The following is a 20,849-nucleotide window of genomic DNA, read 5'->3' as shown; positions in this document are numbered from 1 at the left end:
GACCCCTGTAAATGCGTCCCACCCGAGCGACAGCAACAGGACGGGCAGGGACATGGCACAAAATCCGCTGGAGCGGAGGATCGAAGGCGCGGCACGGGCGATGGCCTATGGCGGTGGTCTGGTGCTATGTGCGATGGCGGCCACGACCGTGGTGTCGATCGTGGGGCGCATGTTCACCGGAATGGGTCTGGGGCCGGTGCCGGGAGATTATGAACTGGTCGCCAATGGCTGTGCGTTGGCGGTGTTTTCTTTTCTGCCCTATTGCCAGTTGAAGCGTGGGCATGTGACGGTCGACATCCTGACCTCGCGCTTTCCCAAGCGGATCGAGGCATTCCTGGGCTTTCTGGGCGATGTGCTGATCTCGGTCGCCGCCGTGGTGATCCTGCGCCAGCTCTGGTTCGGGTTTGGCGAAAAGTTCCCCTATGGCAGCGACACCCTGCGCGACCGGCTGGGCATGGGCTATAAGCCGTTTTTCCCCGAAACGACCTATGAATTGCAGATCCCGGTCTGGATCCTTTATGGCCTTGCGCTGGTGGCGGCGCTGTTGTTCGTGATTGTCGCGCTTTACACGGTCTGGCGCAGCTTCACGTGGGTGCTGCAAGGGCAGGAGGATCATGCATGACCGGCCTGTCCCTTGCGCTGACCGGGTTCGTACTGATGCTGGTGGGGATTTTCCTGCGGATGCCGATTGCGCTGGCCATGGCGATGACCGGCTTTTTCGGCAGCTGGTATGTCATGGGCACGCCCAATGCGCCCATGTCCCAGTTGAAAACCCTGACCTATGAAACCTTTTCCACGCAAAGCCTGTCGATTGTGCCGCTGTTCCTGTTGATGGGACAGTTCGCGACCCGGACCGGCATGTCCGCGGCGCTTTTTCGCGCGGCCAGTGATTGGCTGGGCCATCGCAAGGGCGGGGTTGCCATGGCCTCGGTCGGGGCCTGTGCGGGGTTTGGTGCGATCTGCGGATCGTCGTTGGCCACGGCCTCGACGATGGGGCAGGTGGCCCTGCCGGAAATGCGCAAGCGGGGCTATTCCGACACCTTGTCCACCGGGGTTCTGGCCGCTGGGGGCACGCTGGGCATTCTGATCCCGCCCTCGGTGATCCTCGTGATCTATGCGATCATGGCCGAGCAGAACATTGTCAAGATGTTCATGGCGGCGCTGATCCCCGGGGTTCTGGCGGCGTTGGGGTATATCCTGACCGTTGCGTTGTATGTGCGGCTGAAACCCGACAGCGCAACCACCGCGCCCCGTGTGCCCATGCAGGACCGTCTGCGCACGTTGGCGGCGACGTGGCCGGTGATCGTGATCTTCGGCCTGACCATGGGCGGCATCGTGGGCGATTGGAACTGGGCCAAGCCGGGCGCCCAGGCGCTGTTCACCCCGAACGAAGCCGCGGCCTTTGGCGCGGTGGCAACCGGGCTTTACGGGATCCTTGCGGGCCGTCTCAGCCTTGCGGGCTTCAAAGAGGCGATTCTTGAGACCGCCAAGGCGACGGCGATGATCTTTTTCATCCTGCTCGGGGCGGACCTGTTCAAAGGGTTCCTTGCCCTGACACGCGCGCCGGATTTGCTGGCGACATGGGTTGCAGGCGCGGGGTTTGCGCCGATCATGGTGCTTCTGGTGATGCTGCTGGCCTATCTGCTGTTCGGTTGCGTGATGGACAGCTTGTCGATGATTCTGCTGACCGTGCCGATTTTCCTGCCGGTGATCGAGGTACTGGATTTCGGGATGAGCCCCGAAGAAACCGCGATCTGGTTCGGTATCCTTGCCCTAATCGTGGTCGAGGTGGGGCTGATCACACCGCCGGTGGGGCTGAACCTGTTTATCATCAATGGGGTGGCCCGCGACGTGCCAATCGCGCGTACTTATGCGGGGGTGGCGCCGTTCATCCTTTCCGACCTCCTGCGGGTCGGCCTGTTGGTCGCGTTCCCTGCGATCACGCTGTGGCTGGTCGGGGTGGTGTTCTAGGCGCGGGGCGTGGTGCCATGAAATTTTCCGGACGGGGCGTTTTCGATCTTTTCACCCGTCAGGATTGCGGATAGTGTCCGCTGCGTTGAGAGGCCGAGGGGAATCTTTCTACCACCTCGCGGTGACGTCAACGCCATGCTGCATCCCTTTGCTTTCAAAGGGGAAGTTATGGGCCCAAGTGGCGGAATGGTAGACGCAGGGGATTCAAAATCCCCCGCCTTTGCGGGCGTGCCGGTTCGAGTCCGGCCTTGGGTACCAACCTATCCTTTTTTCTGAATTCTGGTGCTTTTTCGCCACGGCGCACTGGATTGAGGCAGCCGTTCTGGTCTCGGGAACGGGCACGCGGTATCTACAGCGCATGTCTACAGCTATCCGCCATATCACCCATGCATTCGCCATCGCAGCTATCCTGTCAGCCGCAATCTTAGCTACCCCCGTGGATGCGGACGAAGCGCCCACCGATGCGGCCACACGGCCCGCGCTGCCGAACGCCCTGTCAGACGGCATACTGCCGCAATTGCACGCCCTATTGCGACTGCCCGAGAACCTTCAGCTGAGATATCCCGAAGCCGTACCGTCCACGGAGCATCCCATCACCTACGACCGGATTTTGCCTTTCAAGGCGCAAGAGGCCATCGACCGGGGCTATACCCTGCCGTTGCCCTTTGGCGTGGCCGTTATCGGGGTGGAAAACACGCAGTTACAGCGGATCACGGACGTTGCTGTCGCCTTGGGCAAGGGGGCACCCCCGCCACCAAACACCCCGCTCAGGCCCTTGCCCTTTGTCACGCTGGACAATGTGATTTCCAAGACACGCAGCAAACAGGTTAAGCTGGATGCGTGGATTCTGCCTAACCTCAACGTGTTTGCGTCGCTGGGCAAGGTCGATGGCCGCGCCGATCTTGATGTGGTGGTGGATCTTGATGCCGCCTTTCCGCCGCCGATCTGTAACCCGATCAGCCCCTGTGGCACTGTTTCACAAAGGTTTCGCGCCGGGGTGGATGCTGTGACGGCCACATTGGGAGTCACGGGGGTAGTCGGTTGGAAAAACTATTTCCTGAGCGGCACTGCGTCCTTTACCGACACGCTTGGCAAGAACTCGGACACCGAGGTGCGTTCACTGACGGCAGGCCTGCGGTTCGGGCGACGCTGGGTGGTGTTCGACGATGTTTTGTTTGCGCCCTATCTGGGGGTGTCCTATCTGGACTATGACGAAAAGATCAGCGGTGTCACCCGTCTGAACAACGCTTTCCCCGATGGCGACAGTCTTGATGTGCGATATACTGCGCAGTCCACCAATGCCGATAAGGTCAGCGCCGTCATTGGCCTGAATGTCGGCTTTGAAAACGGGCTGAGCGTTCAGGGGGAATATAACAGGAACAGCAATGGCGACCGGTTTGTCCTGTCTGCCACCAAGCGGTTCTGAGCCGGATCAAATTTTGTGCGCCTTGCGCCGTTTGCGCCATGCGGCCCAGGCCTCGGGGGTGTCGAGATCGATGGCGGCGTGATCCGCGGCAAGCGCATGGCGGTATAGCATCCCGGGATGCGCCTTAAGCACCGGTTTGGCGCCGGAATCTCCGGTCAGGCGCATCAGCGCGGGAAAGACCGCCTTGGGAAAAATGACGGGATGGCCGGGGGTGCCGTCACTAGTTGTGGCTTGCAGGATGGCGGGCGCGGGCAGGGTGGCCCAGCGGGTCGCCAGCGCGCCGAGATCGGCGGTGGTCAGCTCGGGCATGTCGGCCAGGATCAGCATGACGCCCGCGCAGTTGTCGGGCAGGGCAGCCACACCAGCGGCGATGGAATAGGCCATGCCAGCCTTGGCGTCGGGGGCGAAATAGACATCTGCGGGCAGATCCCCTAAAAGGTTCTGGCGCGCAAGCGTGGTCGGCCCGACAATGACGCGCACCGGAAGGCCAGTCTTTAGCGCCCGTTCGGTGATCCGGGCAAGCAACGGCACGCCATCGACCTTTTCAGCCAGCTTGTCCCGCCCGCGCATCCGCGAGGACGCACCGGCAGCAAGGATCATGATGGTGAGCATCCGCGCCCCTTTGACCTGAACACCGCCGCCCCCCATGACAGGGCTGCGGCGGGCTCACTCTTGCAAAACTGGCGGCGAGGGGAAAGGGCTAACCGCGCATGCGCGCCCCGTCTGCGTCAAACAGCGGCTTGGTGATCAACCGTGCCTTGCGCATGGCGCCGAGGATCTCGATCTCGACCTCAAGCCCTTCGACCGCGTGGTCCGTGGGCACGAAGCCTTGTGCGATGGATTTCCGGGCGTGGTGGCTATAGCCGCCCGAAGTGCAGAACCCGACCACGCTCCCGTCCAGCCAGATCGGTTCGTAAGCCTGCACATCGGCATCGTCGGCGTCGACCTCAAAGGCACACAGCTTGCGGGCGGGGCCGGTTTCACGCTCGGCCTCGGCGGCGGCGCGCCCGATGAAATCGGTGTTCTTCTTGAAGCTGATGAAACGGTCCAGACCGGTTTCGGCAGCGGTATAATCGGGCGAGAATTCTGACAGCCACGAGCCGAAGAACTTGTCCAGACGCAGCGACATCATCGCCCGCATCCCGAAGGGGCGCATGCCGTGGGGCTGGCCCGCCTGCCAGAGTGTCGCCCAAAGCGCGCGTTGCGAGGGCAGATCGGTGAAGATTTCATAACCAAGGTCGCCGGTATAGCTGACCCGCTGCACAATACAGTCGGCCATGCCGACGGTCATGCGGCGCACATCCATGAATTTCATGTCCGAAATATTGGTGCGCGTGCAGGCCTGCAGCACGTCGCGCGCCTTGGGGCCGGCAATCTGGAAGCCGTTGCGGGTGTCCGAGATATTGCTCACGCGGACCCCATCGTCGAGATTCTGTTCAAACCAGCGCATGTGATAGGCCTGCGACCCGTAAGAGGCGGTCAGTTGGAATTCCTCCTCACTCAGGCAGGAAATCGTGAAATCCCCGATCAGGCGGCCCTTGGGCGACAACATCGGCGTCAGTGACAGGCGGCCCGGCTGCGGCACGCGACCTGCCATGATCCGGTCCAGCCACGCCCGCGCGCCCGCGCCGGTCACGGAATACTTGCCGAAATTGTGGGTTTCGTTGATGCCGACGGCCTGCCGCACGGCCTCTACCTCGCGGGCGGTGGCCCCGAACGCGTTCGAGCGGCGGAAAGACGGGGTTTCAAAGCGCGGTTCGTCCCCTTCGGCAAAGTAATTGACCACCTCAAGCCCGTATTGCGCGCCCCAGACCGCGCCCATGCTGTCAAATATGTCATACATCGGGGTGGTGCGGAACGGCCGCGCGGCGGGCAGTTCCTCGTTCGGGTAGGACACGGAAAAGCGTTTCTGATAGTTCTCGACCACCTTGGGCAGGGTATAGCCCGGGGTGATCCAGTCGCCGAAGCGGGCAATGTCCATCGCCATCGTGTCGCGTTCGCATTCGCCCTCGACCATCCATTGCGCCAGCATCAACCCGACACCGCCGCCTTGGGAAAAGCCCGCCATCACGCCACAGGCCGACCAGTAGTTGCGCAGGCCGGGCACCGGCCCGACAAGCGGGTTGCCGTCGGGGGCAAAAGTGAAGGGCCCGTGGATCACCGATTTCACGCCCGCCCGTTCGAGGTCGGGGAAACGCTGGTAGGCAAAGGCGATGGAGTCTTCGATCTTGTCGAAATCATCCTGTAGCAACTCATGCCCGAAATCCCAAGACGTGCCGTCCACAGCCCAGGGTTTGCAGGGCTGTTCATAGAACCCGATGCACAAGCCGCGGCCTTCCTGGCGCAGATAGCTTTCTCCGGCGGGGTCCATCACGTGCGGGTGTTCGCCGCCGCCATCGATGATCTCGGCGATCATCGGCACCTCGTCGGTCACGATATACTGGTGTTCCATCGGGTGCAGGGGCAGGTACACGCCCGCCATCGCCCCGACCTCGCGCGCCCAGAGGCCGCCGGCATTGACGATATGTTCGGCATGGATCGTGCCCTTGTCGGTAACCACGTCCCAGCTGCCATCGGGGCGCTGGTTGGTTTCGCGCACCATGCAATGGGTTTCGATCGTGGCCCCGCCCATGCGCGCGGCCTTGGCATAGGCGTGGGTGGTGCCCGAGGGGTCAAGATGGCCGTCCAGCGGATCATAAAGCCCGCCAATGATGCCGTCGATATTGGTGACGGGCGCGATCTTCTTGATCTCTTCGGGCGTGACGATTTCGGTTTCCAGTCCCATGAACCGGTGTTTGGCGCGTTCGGCCACCAGCATGTCGAACCGTTCCTGGTTGTCGGCCAGCGTCACGCCGCCCACATGGTGCAGACCGCAGGACATGCCGGTAATGTCTTCCAGTTCCTTGTAAAGCTTGATCGTATAGCCCTGAAGGGCCGCCATGTTGGTGTCGCCGTTCAACGTGTGAAACCCGCCCGCCGCGTGCCACGTGGACCCCGAGGTCAGTTCCGAGCGTTCCAGAAGCATGACATCCGACCAGCCCAGTTTGGTCAGGTGATAGAGAACGGAACAGCCGACGACTCCGCCGCCGATCACGACGACACGTGTGGTGGTTTTCATGAATGCACTCCCAAAGTTTGGTGGCGAGTGTGACAGAGATGTCTCTTGGGGCGTGTCAATTTGCGACAAAGCGTGTCGTTTGTGTTTGGATAAAGTGGGGGCCAGCCCCCACACCCCCGGAGTATTTCTGGCAAGATGAAGACATGGGCGGGCGGCTTTGTCACAGAGGTTTGTCTTGGAACCTGAGGTCAGCACGCTAGGCTCTGGGTCATGATACGGTTTTTCCTGGTTGGCCTTTGCGCCCTGATGTTGGTCGTGCCGCAAGGGGCACAGGCCGAGGCACAACGCTATGTGCTGGACGGGGACCGCTCCGAGGTCGCGTTTTTTTACAAGACAAGCGATGTACCCTCAAAAGGTGTCTTTCCGGTCAAGGCGTCTGATATCCGTATCGAATGGCGCAATGTGGCGCGGTCTTCGGTGGATGTCACGATTGACACCGGCGGCGCGCGTGTGTTCGACCCGATTGCCGCGCTGGCCCTGAAAAGTCGCGATTTCTTGGATACGGCGCGCTATCCCGAGGCGCGGTTCGTGAGTCGCGATATTCGCCGCGCGGGTGATACGGCGCGGGTATCGGGGGATCTGACCCTCAAGGGCGTGACGCGCCCCGTCAATCTTGAGGTTGCGTTTCAGCGGTTGGTCGGTGCGCCCGAAGACAATTCCGAGATCATCCTGCGGATTCGCGGCGGCGTGTCGCGCGCCGCATTCGGCATCACCGCCTATCCAGAGGTGCTGGAGGATATCATCACCCTTGATTTTTCGGTGTTCATCCGGCGGGTCGATTGACGGGGCCGGGCAAACGCCTTGTCCCAGGATTGCGCGGGATCGGAACATTTGCGACCGGAGGTGTCGCAATCCGGCAATTCTGCGGGGGCGGTGCAGGTCAGGCTGGAGCCAGAGAAGCGGAACATAAAGGCATATTCCCATGCGGACCCAGGCTCAGGCCGTCGTCATCGGTGGCGGCGTTATCGGATGTTCGATCCTGTACCATCTTACCAAGCTCGGCTGGAGCGACGTTGTCCTGCTCGAGCGGGATGAATTGACCAGTGGCAGCACATGGCACGCGGCGGCCAACATTCACGGGCTGCATGACAGCGCCAATATCAGCCGGCTGCAGCATTACACCATGCGGCTCTATGACGAGCTTGAGTCCGAGACCGGCCAGTCCTGCGGCGTGTTTCGCCCCGGATCGCTCTACCTGGCGCAGACCGAAAACCGCGAGCATCAGCTGAAATTGCAGGCCGCCAAGGCCAAGCTTTACGGCATGAATTTCCACGAAATCAGCCGTGATGAAGCCGAGCGCCTGCATCCGCTGGTGAATTTTGACGGCATCCGCACGATCATGTGGGAACCCGATGGCGGCAACGTGGACCCCTCGGGCGTGACCAATGCCTATGCAGTGGGCGCGCGCCAGCGTGGGGCCGAGATCAACCGGTTCACGCCGGTCACGGCGACCGAACAGCAGCCCGATGGCAGCTGGATCGTGCGCACCCCCAAGGGGGATATCCATACGCCATGGGTTATCAATGCTGCCGGTCTCTGGGGGCGCGAGGTGGCGAAACTGGCCGGGATCGAGGTGCCACTGCAGCCGACCGAGCACCAGTATTTCGTGACCGAAACCATTGCCGAGATCGCCGCGATGGACCGCCGCCTGCCATCGGTTGCGGACCGGGACGGCGAATATTACCTGCGCCAGGAGGGCAAGGGGCTGCTGATCGGGGCATACGAGAAAGACATGCGGTTCTGGGCCGAGAACGGCACGCCGCTGGACTTTGCCCATGATCTGTTCCCCGATGATCTGGAACGGATCGAGGACAACATGATGCGCGCCATTGACCGCGTGCCGCTGGTGGGCGAGGCGGGGATCAAGCGGGTCATCAACGGGCCGATGATCTGGTCACCGGACAGCAATGTGATCCTTGGGCCTGTGCCGGAACTCAGGGGCTATTTCATGTGCGGCGGTATCATTCCGGGCTTCTCGCAATCGGCGGGCATGGGGCTAATGGTGGCGCAGTGGATCATCGAAGGCGAAATGCAGTACGACATGTTCCCATGGGATGTGGCGCGGTTTGGCCATTGGGCGAACAATCCCGATTTCGTCAAGGCCAAGGTGCGCGATGTCTATGCGCACCGCTTTGCCATCCATTTCCCGAACGAGGAACGCGCGGCGGGCCGTCCCTTGCGCACACGGCCCGCCTACGAGATGCAAAAGGACATGGGCGCGGTGTTCGGGCTCAATTATGGCTGGGAACATCCCTTGTGGTTTGCCGACACGCCCGGCACGGTCGACACCAACGGGTTCACCCGCCAGAACTGGTGGGCACCGGTCGGCGCGGAATGCCGGATGCTGCGGGATCGTGCGGGGATCATCGACATCTCGAACTTTGCCAAGTACCGCGTCAAGGGGGCAGGGGCAGAGGATTGGCTGAACGCGGTCTTTGCCAACACGATGCCCAAGGCCGTGGGCCGGTCTTGCCTGACGCCCTTGATCGGGGTGCGCGGCGGGATCGCGGGCGACGCCACCGTGACCCGCGTGGCCGAGGACGAGTTCTTTGTCATCTCGTCGGGCATGGCTGAACGCTATCACAAGCGGTTCTTCGATATGGTGCCGCTGCCCGAGGGCACGACATTCGAGAGCCTGACCGACGGGATGTGCGGCTTCAACGTCGCCGGCCCCAAATCGCGTGAATTGCTGCAGCGGATGACCAACACCTCGCTCGCGACCGAGGATTTCCCTTTCATGCGGTCGCAATGGATCGACATTGCGGGGGTGCGGGCGCTGGCGCTGCGGGTATCGTTCACCGGTGATCTGGGCTGGGAACTGCACTGTGCCGTGGAAGACCAGGCGCGTCTTTATCAGGCGCTGCTGGAGGCAGGAAAAGAGTTCGGTGCCGGTCCGGTGGGTAGCCGCGCGCTGATGTCTTTGCGGGTCGAAAAGGGGTATGGGTCATGGAGCCGGGAATACAGCCCCGAATACTGGCCGCAAGAGGTCGGGCTGGACCGGTTGTGCAAGCTGGGCAAAGATTTCCTGCACAAATCCGCCGTGGAAGAGGTGCTGGCCAAAGATCCGCGCGAACAGCTTGTTCTGATCCATATCGACGAAGCGGCCACAAAGGCGTCAAATGCCGACGCCACGGGGGGCGAGCCGATCTTCCGAGATGGTCAGGGGATCGGGCGTGTGACCTCGGGTACCTATGGCTACACGGTGGGCATGTCATTGGCCCTCGGCTATGTGAAACATGGTGCTGCCGGGCCGGGCGATGAGGTCGAGGTGATGGTGCTGGGCCAGCCGCACAAGGGCATGATCCTGTCCGAGCCACCGTTTGATCCCAAAGGGGAAAAGCTGCGCGCCTGACACGGTTGTGGTCTTTTTGCACCTTTGGGCGCGTTTGCGGGTTGAGTCCTTTGGCCGGTCAGGGCAGCCTTTCGCAAACACCGGAGGAAACTTTCTTGGCACGCCGTCTATGGAAAATAGCCCTTTCAACGGGTGTGTCGGTTCTGACCGCCTGTGTCCTTGCAAGCACGGCTGTAGCGGAACGCGGGTTTCGCGATCTGATGACAGACCCCGAGGATCAGAGGTTCGATATCTCGGAATACCTGGCGCGGGGCGGGTTCATTCCGGTGCCCATTATCATTACGGAACCGGCGCTTGGGAAAGGTCTGGGGTTGGCGGCGACGTTTCTGGATTATTCCGGCCTGCCCGAAGGCAATGATCCCACGATTACCGTGTTGGGTGGCGTTGCGACGGGGAACGGATCGCGCGCCGCCGCCGCGTTTCGCAAGGGCAGCTTTCAGGGCGGGCGGTTCAAGTACACGGCCGCTCTTGGTGGCGGATCGGTCAACATGACCTTCTATCCAACCGGCAATAGGGGGTTCGACTTCAACAACGTTGCCAAGGTCGCCTATCTAGAGGGCCGCATGCGCATGGGGGACAGTGCGCTTTTTCTTGGCCCCAGCCTGACCATCGCCAATACCGAAGTCAGCCCGGATTTCGGCTCGGGGATTCCGCTGCCGCCGGCCCTGACGCAGGATGTACAGTTGAACGCGCTTGGTGTGCTGGCGTCTTATGACACGCTGGACAATCCGTTGACGCCGACACAGGGGTATCACGTGAATGCTCATCTGCGCCGCTATGACGGGGCGATTGGAAGTGACGTAGACTATTCCATGCTCAGCCTGTTCGGGGCGGGGTTTATCAGTCCGAACCCGGACTGGACCTTTGCCGCCATGCTCAAGGGCGAAGGCACGTCGGGCAACACGCCATTTTTCATGGAACCATCGATGGATATCCGGGGCGTTCCTCTGAACCGGTATCAGGGGGATCGTGTATTTTCGAGCGAGATCGAACTGCGTCGCCGCATCGGGGAGCGGTGGGCAATTCTTGGGTTTGCGGGATACGGGCGCACCACAGCGGGCGGAGGGTCGGCCATAACCAACAACAACGAGGCCTTCACTGGTGGTCTCGGGGTGCGCTATCGGGTGGCCCGCCGGTTCGGGCTGGATATGGGTCTGGATGTGGCTGTCGGCCCCGAGGACACGATTGTCTATATCCAGTTGGGCCACGCTTGGGGGCGCCATCTGAAGTAGGGCGCCGGACCTATTTCTTGATCGGCACGCCGTAAAGTTCGAGCTTGTGCCCCTTGAGACGATACCCCAGCTTTTCCGCGATCTTTTCCTGAAGTGCCTCGATTTCGGGATCGACGAATTCGATCACCTCGCCGGAATTGATGTCGATCAGGTGGTCGTGATGTTCGCGCTCGGCATCCTCATAGCGCGCGCGCCCGTCGCCGAATTCCAGCTTGTCGAGAATCCCCGCCTCTTCGAACAGTTTGACCGTGCGATAGACCGTGGCCAGCGAAATGCCTTCGTCCCGCCCCGAGGCCCGCGCATAAAGCTCTTCCACGTCGGGGTGGTCATCGCTTTCCTGCAAGACAGCCGCAATCACACGGCGTTGTTCGGTCATGCGCAGGCCTTTGGCCTCGCAACGGGCGATGATCGTATCGGTCATTTGCGGCTGTCCCAGACGGTTTTGATCTTCGGTTTACCCGAACACGGCGACCCTGTACCAGTGCTTTTCCTGCCGCAGGGCGCGACTTTCCCGCTTGACAGTGGGCAGGACAGGCCACATGTACCCGTCACTGCCTTCTGCCGCGTGAGCAGCACCGAAGAAGCCGGAACAGACCGGCGTGACCAGAGGCAGGCAATCCGATCCCAAGATCACGCGTGGGGCCAGGGCAGGATGCGGCCCGTGACGTAACAGGGCACGGATCGGCATTTTGCTCATCAACCACCGCCCACATGGATGGGCCTTGCACAGCGTTCCCAAAGGTGGGGCGCGGAAAGATGATCTATGTCGTTTACTGACCTCGGGCTGCCCAAAGCCCTGATTACCAAGCTGAACAATACCGGAATCGACAAGCCGACCCCGATCCAGGAACGCGCCATTCCCCATGCGCTTGAGGGGCAGGACGTGATGGGGCTGGCCCAGACCGGCACCGGCAAGACGCTGGCCTTTGGCCTGCCGCTGATTGCGCGGCTGCAATCCTATGGCCGCAAACCCGAGCCCAAAACCGCCCGCAGCCTGATCCTTGCTCCGACACGGGAACTGGCCAACCAGATCAAGGACAGCCTGTCCGTTCTGGTCGAGGGCACGCCGTTCAAGATCGGCCTGATCGTGGGCGGTGTCTCGATCAACCCGCAGATTTCGCGCGTCGCCCGTGGCACCGACATCATCGTTGCCACGCCCGGTCGCCTGATCGACCTTTTGGAACGCAACGCGATCGACCTTTCGGCCACAGATTTCCTTGTGCTGGACGAGGCCGACCAGATGCTGGATATGGGGTTCATCCATGCCCTGCGCCAGATTGTCGGTTACCTGCCGGAAAAACGCCAGACGATGCTGTTTTCGGCCACCATGCCCAAACTCATGGCCGAAATCGCGGGCGCTTATCTGACAAACCCGGTGCGGGTGCAGGTGTCGCCTCCGGGCAAGGCCGCGGACAAGATCACCCAAGGCATCCATTTCATTGCAAAGGCCGAGAAAACCAGCCTTTTGATCGAACTGCTTGCCGAGCATCGCGACGAGGCGGCGATTGTCTTTGCCCGCACGAAACACGGCTCGGACCGGTTGATGAAAGCGCTGGTCAAGGCGGGTTACGAGGCCGGGGCCGTGCATGGCAACAAAAGCCAGGGTCAGCGCGAGCGCGCCATCAAGGCGTTCCGCGAGGGCGAGATCATGGTGCTGGTGGCCACGGATGTGGCGGCGCGTGGGTTGGATATTCCGCAGGTACGCCATGTCTACAATTATGACCTGCCCAACGTGCCGGAAAACTATGTCCACCGGATCGGCCGTACCGCGCGCGCAGGCATGGACGGGGCCGCCGTGGCCTTTTGCGCCCCGGATGAAGTGGACGAGCTGAAAGCCATCCAGAAGGTCATGAAATTCACGATTCCGGTGCTGTCCGGCACGCCTTGGATGGGGATGGAAGATCCCTCGCACAAATCCAAGGCTAATGGCGGCGGCGGTCGCGGCGGACAGCGGCGCGGCGGGCCTTCGGGCGGCAAACCCGGCGGCAACCGTGGCGCGGGCGGTGGTCGCGCACGGGGTGGCAAACCCGGTGGTGGGCGTCCGGCAGGCGCGGGCAAGCCTGCGGGCGGCGGTCAGCGTCGGCGTCGGCGGAGCGGCGCGAGCAAGTGATCCATTAACCGTTGGGGCGCCCTATAGACAAAGCCGCCCTTCCATGACCTTGCAGGCCTGACCGCTGATCGTGACCGCGCTGTCCAGCGTGGTCACGCCAATCACGCTGGGGCGGCCCATATCGTCGCCCTGATGCACGCGCAGTGTCACGTCCTGCCCCGCGATCTCGGCCAGCAATGCGCCGAGCGTGGCACAGGCACTGCCCGTGGCCGGGTCTTCGGGGATATTGTCCAGAGGTGCAAACATGCGCGCATGGATCACGTCGCCCTCGCGGACATAGGCAAACTGGGCGAAGTCCAGCCCTGACGGATAGCGCGCATTTCCTGTCCGAAACGCGGCGATGTCCGTTTCCAGCGCCGCCAGCGTGTCGCGGCAATCCAGTTCCGTGATCGTGAACCCCAGCCCCAGCGACACCATGGTCGGCGCGTGGGTGGTGGTCAGGATGGCATCCCGTGAAATCCCGAGCGCCCGCGCGACCAGATCAGGGTCGGGCCTGGCCAGTGTTTCAAGCGGGGCGTTGGTGGTGAACTGTGCATGGCCCGCATCGGCCCGGCAAGCCAGCGGGCCGATCCCCAGGTCAAGCACCATCTCCGGCCCTTGGCCCAGATCGGCCAGCGCCACGGCGGTGCCAATGGTGGGATGGCCGGCAAAGGGCACTTCCATCGTCGGGGTGAATATGCGCACCTTGGCTGTGTGGTCCGGATTTTCGGACGGGTATACAAAGGTCACTTCCGAGAAATTGAACTCGGCAGCGATGGACTGAAGCTGGTCCTCGGCCAGGTCTGTTGCATCAGGAAAGACTGCCAACTGGTTGCCGCCAAAGGGTTTATCCGTAAACACATCGTAAACGACATAAGTAGACATGGGCGCGCTCCTGATCTGGGATATCTTGGCCTAGCACGCGGTTGGCACCCGCTCAAGCGCGGGCAACGTCAATCCAGACTGGCAGGTGATCCGAGGCGATATGGGCCGGACGGGCCCTGTGCACACCGGTCTGCCGCGCGGCCAGTCCTTTGCTGAGGGCAAAGGCATCCAATGCGGCCACCGGGCGCGGGGCAGGAAAGCTGTGATCGGTCTCGGCAAAGGTGACGCCGGGCGTGGCGTTGTCCAGCGCAACCTTGGACCCCCATTCGTTGAAATCCCCGCACAGCACGGTCGGCATCTTGCCCTTTTCCCTGAAATGGCGCGACAGAACCGAAAGCTGCATCAGGCGATAACGCCGGATCAATCCAAGATGGGTGCCGATCACACGCAGCGCCCCGATAGGCGTGTCCAGTTCGGCGCAAATGGCTCCGCGCGGTTCCAACCCCGGCAGGTCGAGCTTTTGCCCGTGGGTCAGCGTGATTCCGGCCCGTGCGATCATCGCGTTGCCATGCCAGCCCAGCGACCCGCCCACCTGTCCAAACGGCAGGATATGCCAGCCATGGCTTTCCAGCAGGTCATGGGGCAGGGCCGCAGGGCGCGGCGGCAGGCGCTTGTCGGCCTCTTGCAGGACCACGACATCGGCCTCCAGCGCATCAATCACCTGTAACGACCTGTCCGGCCGGCGCCGCATGTCGAGCCCGACGCATTTCTGCAAATTATAGGTCGCGATCCGCAAGGTCTGGGTCATGGGCGCCTTCCACTGGTGTTCCGGTGATGCCATGTCGCGGGCCGCATGGCCAGTGACAGAAATGCCGCTACGCGACGTTCCGAACGAGGTAGCTTGACTTTGGGGCAATTCACGGTGCGACTGCGCAAATGGAACGCAAATCACATATTGATACATTCGGGGCCGTGTCGCTGATCCTGTTCGCGATTGCGTTGGCCTTCAACCAGGTGGTGATCAAGGTCACCAATGGCGGGTTTTCCCCGATTTTCGCTGCGGCGCTGAGGTCGGTGATCGGGTTGGCGGCTGTGGGGCTGTGGATGTGGTGGCGGTCCAAACCCCTTGTGCGCACGGCCCCCGTGGTCAAAGCTGGCATTTTGTCGGGGCTTCTTTTCACCATAGAATTCATATGCCTGTACCTCGCTCTTGATCTGACCACCGTGTCCCGCGCGAGCATTATTTTCTATTCCATGCCGGTCTGGCTGGCGCTGGCGGCGCATGTGGCCCTGCCGGGCGAGCACCTGACCAAGCCGCGCCTGATCGGGCTGGTTCTGGCCATGACGGGGGTCGGGGTGGCCCTGATGGACCGGCAGGGCGGCGCGGCCTCGGTTCTGGGGGATGTTCTGGCGCTGATCGCGGCGCTGGCCTGGGGCGGGATTGCGCTGGTTGTGCGGGTGACGCCGCTCTCCACGGTCAAACCCGAAACCCAGCTGATGTGGCAGCTGATCGTGTCAGCCTTTGCCCTGATGGCGGTTGCGCCCCTGTTCGGCCCGCTGCTGCGCGATCCGCAAGCAATCCATTATGCCGGGCTGATGTTCCAGTCGATCGGTGTTGTCGCCATCGCCTATCTGATCTGGTTCTGGCTGATGTCGGTCTATCCCGCGTCGGGGGTGGCCTCGTTCAGCTTTCTGTCACCCGTGTTCAGTGTGCTCTTGGGCTGGTGGCTGTTGGACGAGACGGTCAGCTTCTGGATCTGGGTGGCCTTGGGGCTTGTCGCGGCGGGCCTGACCCTTATCAATCGGAAATAGCGTGCAGGCAAAAGGGGTATCCCCTTTGCCTTTCAAATTTGGTGCGATCTGGGGGCGTTACCCCTGTAGAGCCGAGATTTCCTCGTGCACGCAGCGGGCCTTGGCGATGGCCAGATCAGCAAGGCTTGCGTCGTCCTTGCTTGCGGCGATTTTTTCGTCCCATGCGTCGCGGGCCTTTTCCAGTGCGGCGCGTTCCGACGGCAGCACCTCAAACGCGTATTCCAGAGGCGCATCGGGGGCAAGGATTCCTTCCTCGCGCAGTTTCGCCTCGGCGATTTCGCGGGCGGCGGGGGTCATTTTTTCGAACAGGATACTCATGGCAGGGTCCTCTCGGAGGTCTTGAACAGTCACCCGATACTGTGTGTCCGCCCCGGATAGGGGGGGCTTTCGGGTCATGTATCCGCAGTTTGCGGCCTCTGATTGGGGAGCGACCCTGATCTATGTCAAAATGCCCTCATCCTGCGCAAGGAAAAGGCCGGAAGACATGCTTCCGGCCTTACTCTGCTTGAAAAAGTGGCAGGTCTAGCCGCGGCGGCGGCGACTGCGGCGGGCAGGGGCTGCGGCATCGTCGCCGGTGCCGTCACTGGCCGAGGAAAACGCGCCCAGCGTTTCGGTGATCTGGTCCAGCGTCGGGCGGCTGCCGCGCGGGCGTGTTTCGAGCGCGGCGCGCATCGCGACAAGGTGCTCGGGCTTGGTGCCGCAGCAGCCGCCGATAATCGTCGCGCCACAGTCGCGCGCCATCACGGCGTAATCCGCCATCAACTCGGGCGTGCCGTCATAGTGGATGTGGCCATCGACATATTTCGGGATGCCCGCATTGCCCTTGGCCACGATGGGGCGTTCGGTGCCCTGCGCGGTAAAGCCGAGAACCGTGCGCAGAAGGTCGGGCGCGCCGGTGCCGCAATTGGCGCCAAAGGCCAGCGGCGGGTTGGTCAGGGTTTCGACCATCTGCGCCATGTCCTGCGAGGTCATACCCATCATGGTGCGGCCTGCGGTGTCAAAGCTCATCGTGCCGACCCAGGGCATGTCGGCCAATGCAAAGGCCTCGGCCGCGGCCTTGTATTCCTCGGGCGCGGAAATGGTTTCCAGCCACAGCACGTCCGCGCCGCCTTGCTTGAGGCCCTCGGCCTGTTCATGGAAGATTTCGACGGCGCTGGCATGGCTCAGTTGCCCGACAGGTTCAAGAATTTCGCCGGTGGGCCCGACCGAGCCTGCCACGATTACGGGGCGGTCCGTGGCGTCGGCAACTTCCCGGCCCAGTTCGGCAGCGATGCGGGACAACTCGCCTGCGCGGTGCCCCGCGTCATGCAGTTTCAGGCGGGCGGCATTGCCCCCGAACGAATTGGTCAGGAACAGGTCCGATCCCGCATCGACAAACATCTGGTACAGCGCCTTGATGCGGTCGGGATGGGCTTCGTTCCAAAGCTCGGGCGCATCGCCGGATTCGAGCCCCATATTGAACAGGTTGGTGCCGGTGGCCCCATCGGCCAGAATCCAGTCGCGGGTTTCCAGCATCTTGGTCAGCGCGTTGGTCATCGGGCTTTCCTCTTTCAAATCTCTTGGTCGGGGCACATGTGTCACGCCGCCCGCGCGGGCACAATGCGCATTTTGTTCATGTTGATTATGAGCAGGATTACGCTGCCCTGATTAAGCGGCCTGTGCCGGCGCCGGGGGCGGGGGCGTTTCGGCAACGGGCGGTGCCGGCAGGGGGATCGGATGCGGTTGCGGGCCGTTCGTGCGGACCGAACGGATCAGGTCACACGCTGCCAGCACCAGTTGCGCCCAGCTGGGAGCTGCCATGAACAGAGGCTGCCAGCGCGGCGCGAAACAGGCTTTGAACTGGCGCAGGCCGGGTCCGTTGGCGTGCTGGTCGAACTTGCGCCGCAACCCGGCCTCGACCGCGTTCACCCCCTTGGCCCCGGCAGGCACCGCGGCCAGTGACAGGCAGGGTACGTTTTCGGCGCGGGCGGCCTCGATCGCGTGCTGCACCAGAAGGTGCATCGTGCCATCGGGCGCGTCGTGCCGGACCCGCATCAGGTCAAGACACCATTCATGCCGCGAGGCGTGCAGCGTGATGAAGCCCACCAGCGCGCCCCCGGCATGAGCCAGAAACACGCGCTGTCCGGCGACATAGTCTTCCTCAAAACGACCCATGGAAAAGCCGCGGGCGACCCCATGGGTATCTTCCCACGCGTGGCTGAGACGGCGCATGTCCGACAGGGGCAGGGCCGGTCCTGTGGCGGCAGCGACGGTCACACCGGCGCGGTCGGCCTGACGCAGTTTGCGTCGTAACTGGCGATAAGCGGCCCCTTGCAGGTCATGTGTTGCGGTGCAGATCAGGGCCTCGTCCGCGATATGCAGCACGGCCCAGCCCGCGCGGCGCGCATGGACCGCCTGACGCGCCGTGATCTTGTATTTGCAAACGATCCGGTTCTGTGCCCGTGCCATGCGGCGCAGGGGGCGGGTCAGGTCGCCCGAATGGATGTCGAGCGGATCAAACAGCGCGGTCAGCGTCTGGCCGGTGCGCACCACGCCGCATTGTCCACGCCCGCAGAGGATCATCGCGCCGCCATTCTGACGCAAAACCCCCAGTTCTGCGCGGGCGGTCGGCGCGGTCAGCGCCGGATCCAACGCCCCAAGACGTGTCACCGGCGCAACGGGCGCGTCGGCGCGCAGTGGACGCAGCAGGCACAGCACCGCAATTACGGCGGGCAAGGCGTAATAAACAAGGCGGAAGGCAAGGATTGCAGCCATCAGTTCGAGTTGCGGGGCCTCTGGCAGCATTGCCAGCAGGGTCAACTCGAAGGGCCCCATACCCCCCGGCGTGCCCGATAGGATCGCAAGGCCAAGCGCAATCAGGAAGACGGGCAGCAGCACCGCCAGCGTCACACCTGTGCCTCCGGGCAGCAGCGCGTAAAAGGCCAGCCCCGCCGCCAGCGTGTCAGCCAGGCACAATAGCAACAGCGCCCCCATGGCCGGCAAGGTGGGCAGGGCGATCTCTCGCCGGGCCAAGCGCAGGACCGGATAGAAAAACGCGGCAAACCCGAGCGCGCAGGCCGCGCACAGGATCAGCAACGAGGCCCAGCTAGGCAGGTGCGGTTCCGGCAGGATCAGCGCGACAAGGGCTACAGCCACCGCAAGCGCCGACAGGAAGGTCAGGGTAACAAACCCCGTGATCTTGGCCGCCGTGAACAGGCCCAGTTCGGGATGCATTCGCCAGCGCACGAAGCTGCCCACGATGGCCCCTGCGCCAAGTGTCTGCCCAAGGGCGATGGACGTTGCACCCGATATGGTGGCCGCACGCGTTGCCACACCAGTGCGGAAATGCCGGTGCGCGATCACATCATAGCGTGCCAGTGCCAAAAAGCTGAGAAAAGTGGCGGCCAGCGCCAGTGTCCATTGGTGCGGCGCCAACTGCCGGACGGCGACATTGAGCGACCCGAGATCGACCCCTTCAAGCCTTTGCCAGACCAGCCAGCAACAGACCCCTGCAATACCGAGGGGCAGTCCATGTTTGAGCATCCGGTGCAACTGCAAAGGCGTGTTCTCTGTTTTTAGAGCGGGGCATGGGAATACCCGGGCAAGGCCATCGTCACGGCCCACATTAGGCGCAGGCGTCTTTCTGGAGGGTTAAGCCAGACCCTATCTCCGGCACACCTGACATGAGCGGGAAACAGCAAACGCGCGGAACGGGGTTCCGCGCGCTGTGCCTGACGGATCAGGATGTGGGTGGCTGCGGATCAGAGTTCCTGCATCAGCTGGTTTTTGGCCACTGCCAGCAGCTCGGCGCGCTTGGCGCGAATCTCTTCTGCGGTGATCTTGCCTTCGAGGTCGCCCACGACCTTGCGCACCACGTCTTCGTGGCCCGCTTCTTCAAAGTCGGCCAGCACAACGGTTTTGGCATAGGCTTCGGCGTCGTCGCCGGTTTTGCCCAGCATTTCAGCGGCCCACAGGCCCAACAGCTTGTTGGCGCGGGCGTCGGCCTTGAAGTTCATTTCTTCATCATGGGCAAATTTTGCTTCGAATGCGTGTTCGCGATCGTCAAAGGTGGTCATCTGCGGTGTCCCTTGCAAATGTTGGCGTTGGCCCCTGTATGCACAGGTGACCGCATTGCCGCAAGAGGGCTGGGCACGCTTGCGACAATGCCGCCCATGGATTAAGAGGGCGCCAGACGGCAGGGACTCGGCCCTGTAACACCGTCGCGACACAGGAAAGAGACTTCATGGCGCGTGGCAAGAAGATTTACGAAGGCAAGGCCAAGATTCTGTTCGAAGGCCCGGAACCCGGCACGATCGTCCAGTATTTCAAGGATGACGCAACCGCGTTCAATGCCGAAAAGAAAGACGTGATCGACGGGAAAGGCGTGCTGAACAACCGCCTTAGCGAGTATTTCATGACCGGTCTGAACCAGATCGGCGTGCCGACGCATTTCCTGAAACGTTTGAACATGCGCGAACAACTGGTCCGCTCGTGCGAGATCATTCCGCTGGAAGTCATCGTGCGGAACTTTGCCGCAGGGTCGTTCAGCAAACGCATGGGCGTCGAAGAGGGCACACAACTGCCGCGCCCCATCGTGGAATACAGCTATAAAGACGATGCGCTTGGCGATCCGCTGGTGCCCGAAGAATATATCGCGGCCTTTGGCTGGGCCAGCCAGCAGGATATGGACGACGTGCTGGGGCTGGCCCTGAGGGTCAATGATTTCCTGTCGGGGGTCATGTATGGCGTCGGCATCAAGCTGATCGACTTCAAGATCGAGATCGGCCGGGTCTACGAAGGGGATTTCCAGCGTCTGGTCGTGGCCGACGAAATCAGCCCCGACAGCTGCCGTCTTTGGGATATCGAAACCGGCCAGAAGCTGGACAAGGACGTGTTCCGCCGGGATCTGGGCAACCTGACCGACGCTTATACCGAGGTTGCGCGGCGTCTGAATGTGCTGCCCAAGGGCACCGGGCCGAAACCGACGCTCGTGAACTGAGAAAGCTGCGCCCCGGCGCGGGCGCGGATTTGAATATTTTTGAAGA

General features: G+C 62.3%; 19 protein-coding genes and 1 tRNA gene. 10 read left to right on the top strand and 10 right to left on the bottom strand.

All coding sequences use genetic code 11. The features are described 5' to 3' along the window. Nucleotides 1-52: 52 nt before the first annotated feature. The 4 genes from WNE31_RS07090 to WNE31_RS07075 all read left to right on the top strand — a co-directional run bounded on the left by WNE31_RS07090 (nucleotide 53) and on the right by WNE31_RS07075 (nucleotide 3,397). Nucleotides 53-622, top strand: a complete 570-nt coding sequence (locus WNE31_RS07090; protein WP_349979017.1) for a TRAP transporter small permease — start codon at nucleotides 53-55, stop codon at nucleotides 620-622. Beyond that, nucleotides 619-1,971, top strand: a complete 1,353-nt coding sequence (locus tag WNE31_RS07085; RefSeq protein ID WP_349979016.1) for a TRAP transporter large permease — start codon at nucleotides 619-621, stop codon at nucleotides 1,969-1,971. Before WNE31_RS07090 ends, WNE31_RS07085 begins: the two co-directional genes overlap by 4 nt. 172 nt (nucleotides 1,972-2,143) lie before the next feature. Next, nucleotides 2,144-2,229: transfer RNA gene (locus tag WNE31_RS07080), tRNA-Leu, on the top strand. A 100-nt stretch (nucleotides 2,230-2,329) separates the two neighbouring features. Next, nucleotides 2,330-3,397, top strand: a complete 1,068-nt coding sequence (locus WNE31_RS07075) for a hypothetical protein (RefSeq protein ID WP_349979015.1) — start codon at nucleotides 2,330-2,332, stop codon at nucleotides 3,395-3,397. A gap of 6 nt (nucleotides 3,398-3,403) precedes the next feature. Here the strand turns inward: WNE31_RS07075 and WNE31_RS07070 are convergent, their stop codons facing one another. Beyond that, nucleotides 3,404-4,045 (bottom strand): nucleotidyltransferase family protein, encoded by a 642-nt coding sequence (locus tag WNE31_RS07070; protein WP_349979014.1) that lies wholly within the window; start codon nucleotides 4,043-4,045, stop codon nucleotides 3,404-3,406. Between the two features lie 52 nt (nucleotides 4,046-4,097). Beyond that, a complete protein-coding gene (locus WNE31_RS07065) occupies nucleotides 4,098-6,515 on the bottom strand; it encodes a GcvT family protein (protein ID WP_349979013.1) in 2,418 nt (805 codons plus the stop codon). A 210-nt stretch (nucleotides 6,516-6,725) separates the two neighbouring features. Here WNE31_RS07065 and WNE31_RS07060 point away from each other — a divergent pair, with 210 nt between their 5' ends. From WNE31_RS07060 to WNE31_RS07050, 3 genes are all read left to right on the top strand, one after another. After that, on the top strand, nucleotides 6,726-7,298 hold the full coding sequence (locus WNE31_RS07060; RefSeq protein WP_349979012.1) for a YceI family protein: 573 nt from the start codon (nucleotides 6,726-6,728) through the stop codon (nucleotides 7,296-7,298). A gap of 139 nt (nucleotides 7,299-7,437) precedes the next feature. Beyond that, on the top strand, nucleotides 7,438-9,867 hold the full coding sequence (locus tag WNE31_RS07055; RefSeq protein WP_349979011.1) for a GcvT family protein: 2,430 nt from the start codon (nucleotides 7,438-7,440) through the stop codon (nucleotides 9,865-9,867). A 95-nt stretch (nucleotides 9,868-9,962) separates the two neighbouring features. Continuing rightward, complete coding sequence (locus WNE31_RS07050) at nucleotides 9,963-11,099, top strand: BamA/TamA family outer membrane protein (protein ID WP_349979010.1); 1,137 nt, start codon at nucleotides 9,963-9,965, stop codon at nucleotides 11,097-11,099. Between the two features lie 10 nt (nucleotides 11,100-11,109). Here WNE31_RS07050 and WNE31_RS07045 read toward each other — a convergent pair whose 3' ends face one another. Together WNE31_RS07045 and WNE31_RS07040 are read right to left on the bottom strand one after the other, a co-directional pair. After that, nucleotides 11,110-11,520: a Fur family transcriptional regulator gene (locus WNE31_RS07045; RefSeq protein ID WP_349979009.1), complete on the bottom strand. Its 411-nt coding sequence runs from the start codon at nucleotides 11,518-11,520 to the stop codon at nucleotides 11,110-11,112. Nucleotides 11,521-11,553: 33 nt separating this feature from the next. Beyond that, nucleotides 11,554-11,796: a hypothetical protein gene (locus WNE31_RS07040; protein WP_349979008.1), complete on the bottom strand. Its 243-nt coding sequence runs from the start codon at nucleotides 11,794-11,796 to the stop codon at nucleotides 11,554-11,556. A 66-nt stretch (nucleotides 11,797-11,862) separates the two neighbouring features. Between WNE31_RS07040 and WNE31_RS07035 the strand changes: the two genes are divergently transcribed. After that, nucleotides 11,863-13,209 carry a DEAD/DEAH box helicase gene (locus tag WNE31_RS07035; protein ID WP_349979007.1) on the top strand — a complete coding sequence of 449 codons (1,347 nt, stop codon included), beginning with the start codon at nucleotides 11,863-11,865 and terminating at the stop codon, nucleotides 13,207-13,209. 21 nt (nucleotides 13,210-13,230) lie between these two features. Here WNE31_RS07035 and WNE31_RS07030 read toward each other — a convergent pair whose 3' ends face one another. Then, nucleotides 13,231-14,073, bottom strand: coding sequence for a PhzF family phenazine biosynthesis protein (locus tag WNE31_RS07030; RefSeq protein ID WP_349979006.1), 843 nt, complete (start codon nucleotides 14,071-14,073; stop codon nucleotides 13,231-13,233). Nucleotides 14,074-14,125: 52 nt separating this feature from the next. Continuing rightward, nucleotides 14,126-14,821, bottom strand: coding sequence for an endonuclease/exonuclease/phosphatase family protein (locus tag WNE31_RS07025; RefSeq protein WP_349979005.1), 696 nt, complete (start codon nucleotides 14,819-14,821; stop codon nucleotides 14,126-14,128). Nucleotides 14,822-14,949: 128 nt separating this feature from the next. Here WNE31_RS07025 and WNE31_RS07020 point away from each other — a divergent pair, with 128 nt between their 5' ends. Further along, on the top strand, nucleotides 14,950-15,825 hold the full coding sequence (locus WNE31_RS07020) for a DMT family transporter (RefSeq protein ID WP_349979004.1): 876 nt from the start codon (nucleotides 14,950-14,952) through the stop codon (nucleotides 15,823-15,825). 57 nt (nucleotides 15,826-15,882) lie between these two features. Here the strand turns inward: WNE31_RS07020 and WNE31_RS07015 are convergent, their stop codons facing one another. The 4 genes from WNE31_RS07015 to WNE31_RS07000 all read right to left on the bottom strand — a co-directional run bounded on the left by WNE31_RS07015 (nucleotide 15,883) and on the right by WNE31_RS07000 (nucleotide 19,880). After that, on the bottom strand, nucleotides 15,883-16,143 hold the full coding sequence (locus WNE31_RS07015) for a hypothetical protein (protein ID WP_349979003.1): 261 nt from the start codon (nucleotides 16,141-16,143) through the stop codon (nucleotides 15,883-15,885). 204 nt (nucleotides 16,144-16,347) lie between these two features. Then, the gene (bmt, locus tag WNE31_RS07010; protein ID WP_349979002.1) at nucleotides 16,348-17,361 is read right to left on the bottom strand and encodes a betaine--homocysteine S-methyltransferase; all 1,014 of its coding nucleotides are present in this window, start codon (nucleotides 17,359-17,361) and stop codon (nucleotides 16,348-16,350) included. A 111-nt stretch (nucleotides 17,362-17,472) separates the two neighbouring features. Beyond that, on the bottom strand, nucleotides 17,473-19,347 hold the full coding sequence (locus WNE31_RS07005) for a phosphatidylglycerol lysyltransferase domain-containing protein (RefSeq protein WP_349979001.1): 1,875 nt from the start codon (nucleotides 19,345-19,347) through the stop codon (nucleotides 17,473-17,475). Nucleotides 19,348-19,565: 218 nt separating this feature from the next. Then, nucleotides 19,566-19,880, bottom strand: coding sequence for a DUF1476 domain-containing protein (locus WNE31_RS07000; protein WP_349979000.1), 315 nt, complete (start codon nucleotides 19,878-19,880; stop codon nucleotides 19,566-19,568). 167 nt (nucleotides 19,881-20,047) lie between these two features. Between WNE31_RS07000 and purC the strand changes: the two genes are divergently transcribed. Next, on the top strand, nucleotides 20,048-20,803 hold the full coding sequence (gene purC / locus WNE31_RS06995) for a phosphoribosylaminoimidazolesuccinocarboxamide synthase (RefSeq protein ID WP_349978999.1): 756 nt from the start codon (nucleotides 20,048-20,050) through the stop codon (nucleotides 20,801-20,803). The last annotated feature ends 46 nt before the right edge of the window (nucleotides 20,804-20,849 follow it).

Source organism: Shimia fortis (genome assembly GCF_040225985.1).
GTDB lineage: Bacteria > Pseudomonadota > Alphaproteobacteria > Rhodobacterales > Rhodobacteraceae > Shimia.
Note: the sequence above shows the minus strand (reverse complement) of the source record. Positions and strands in the feature narration are given on the sequence as shown.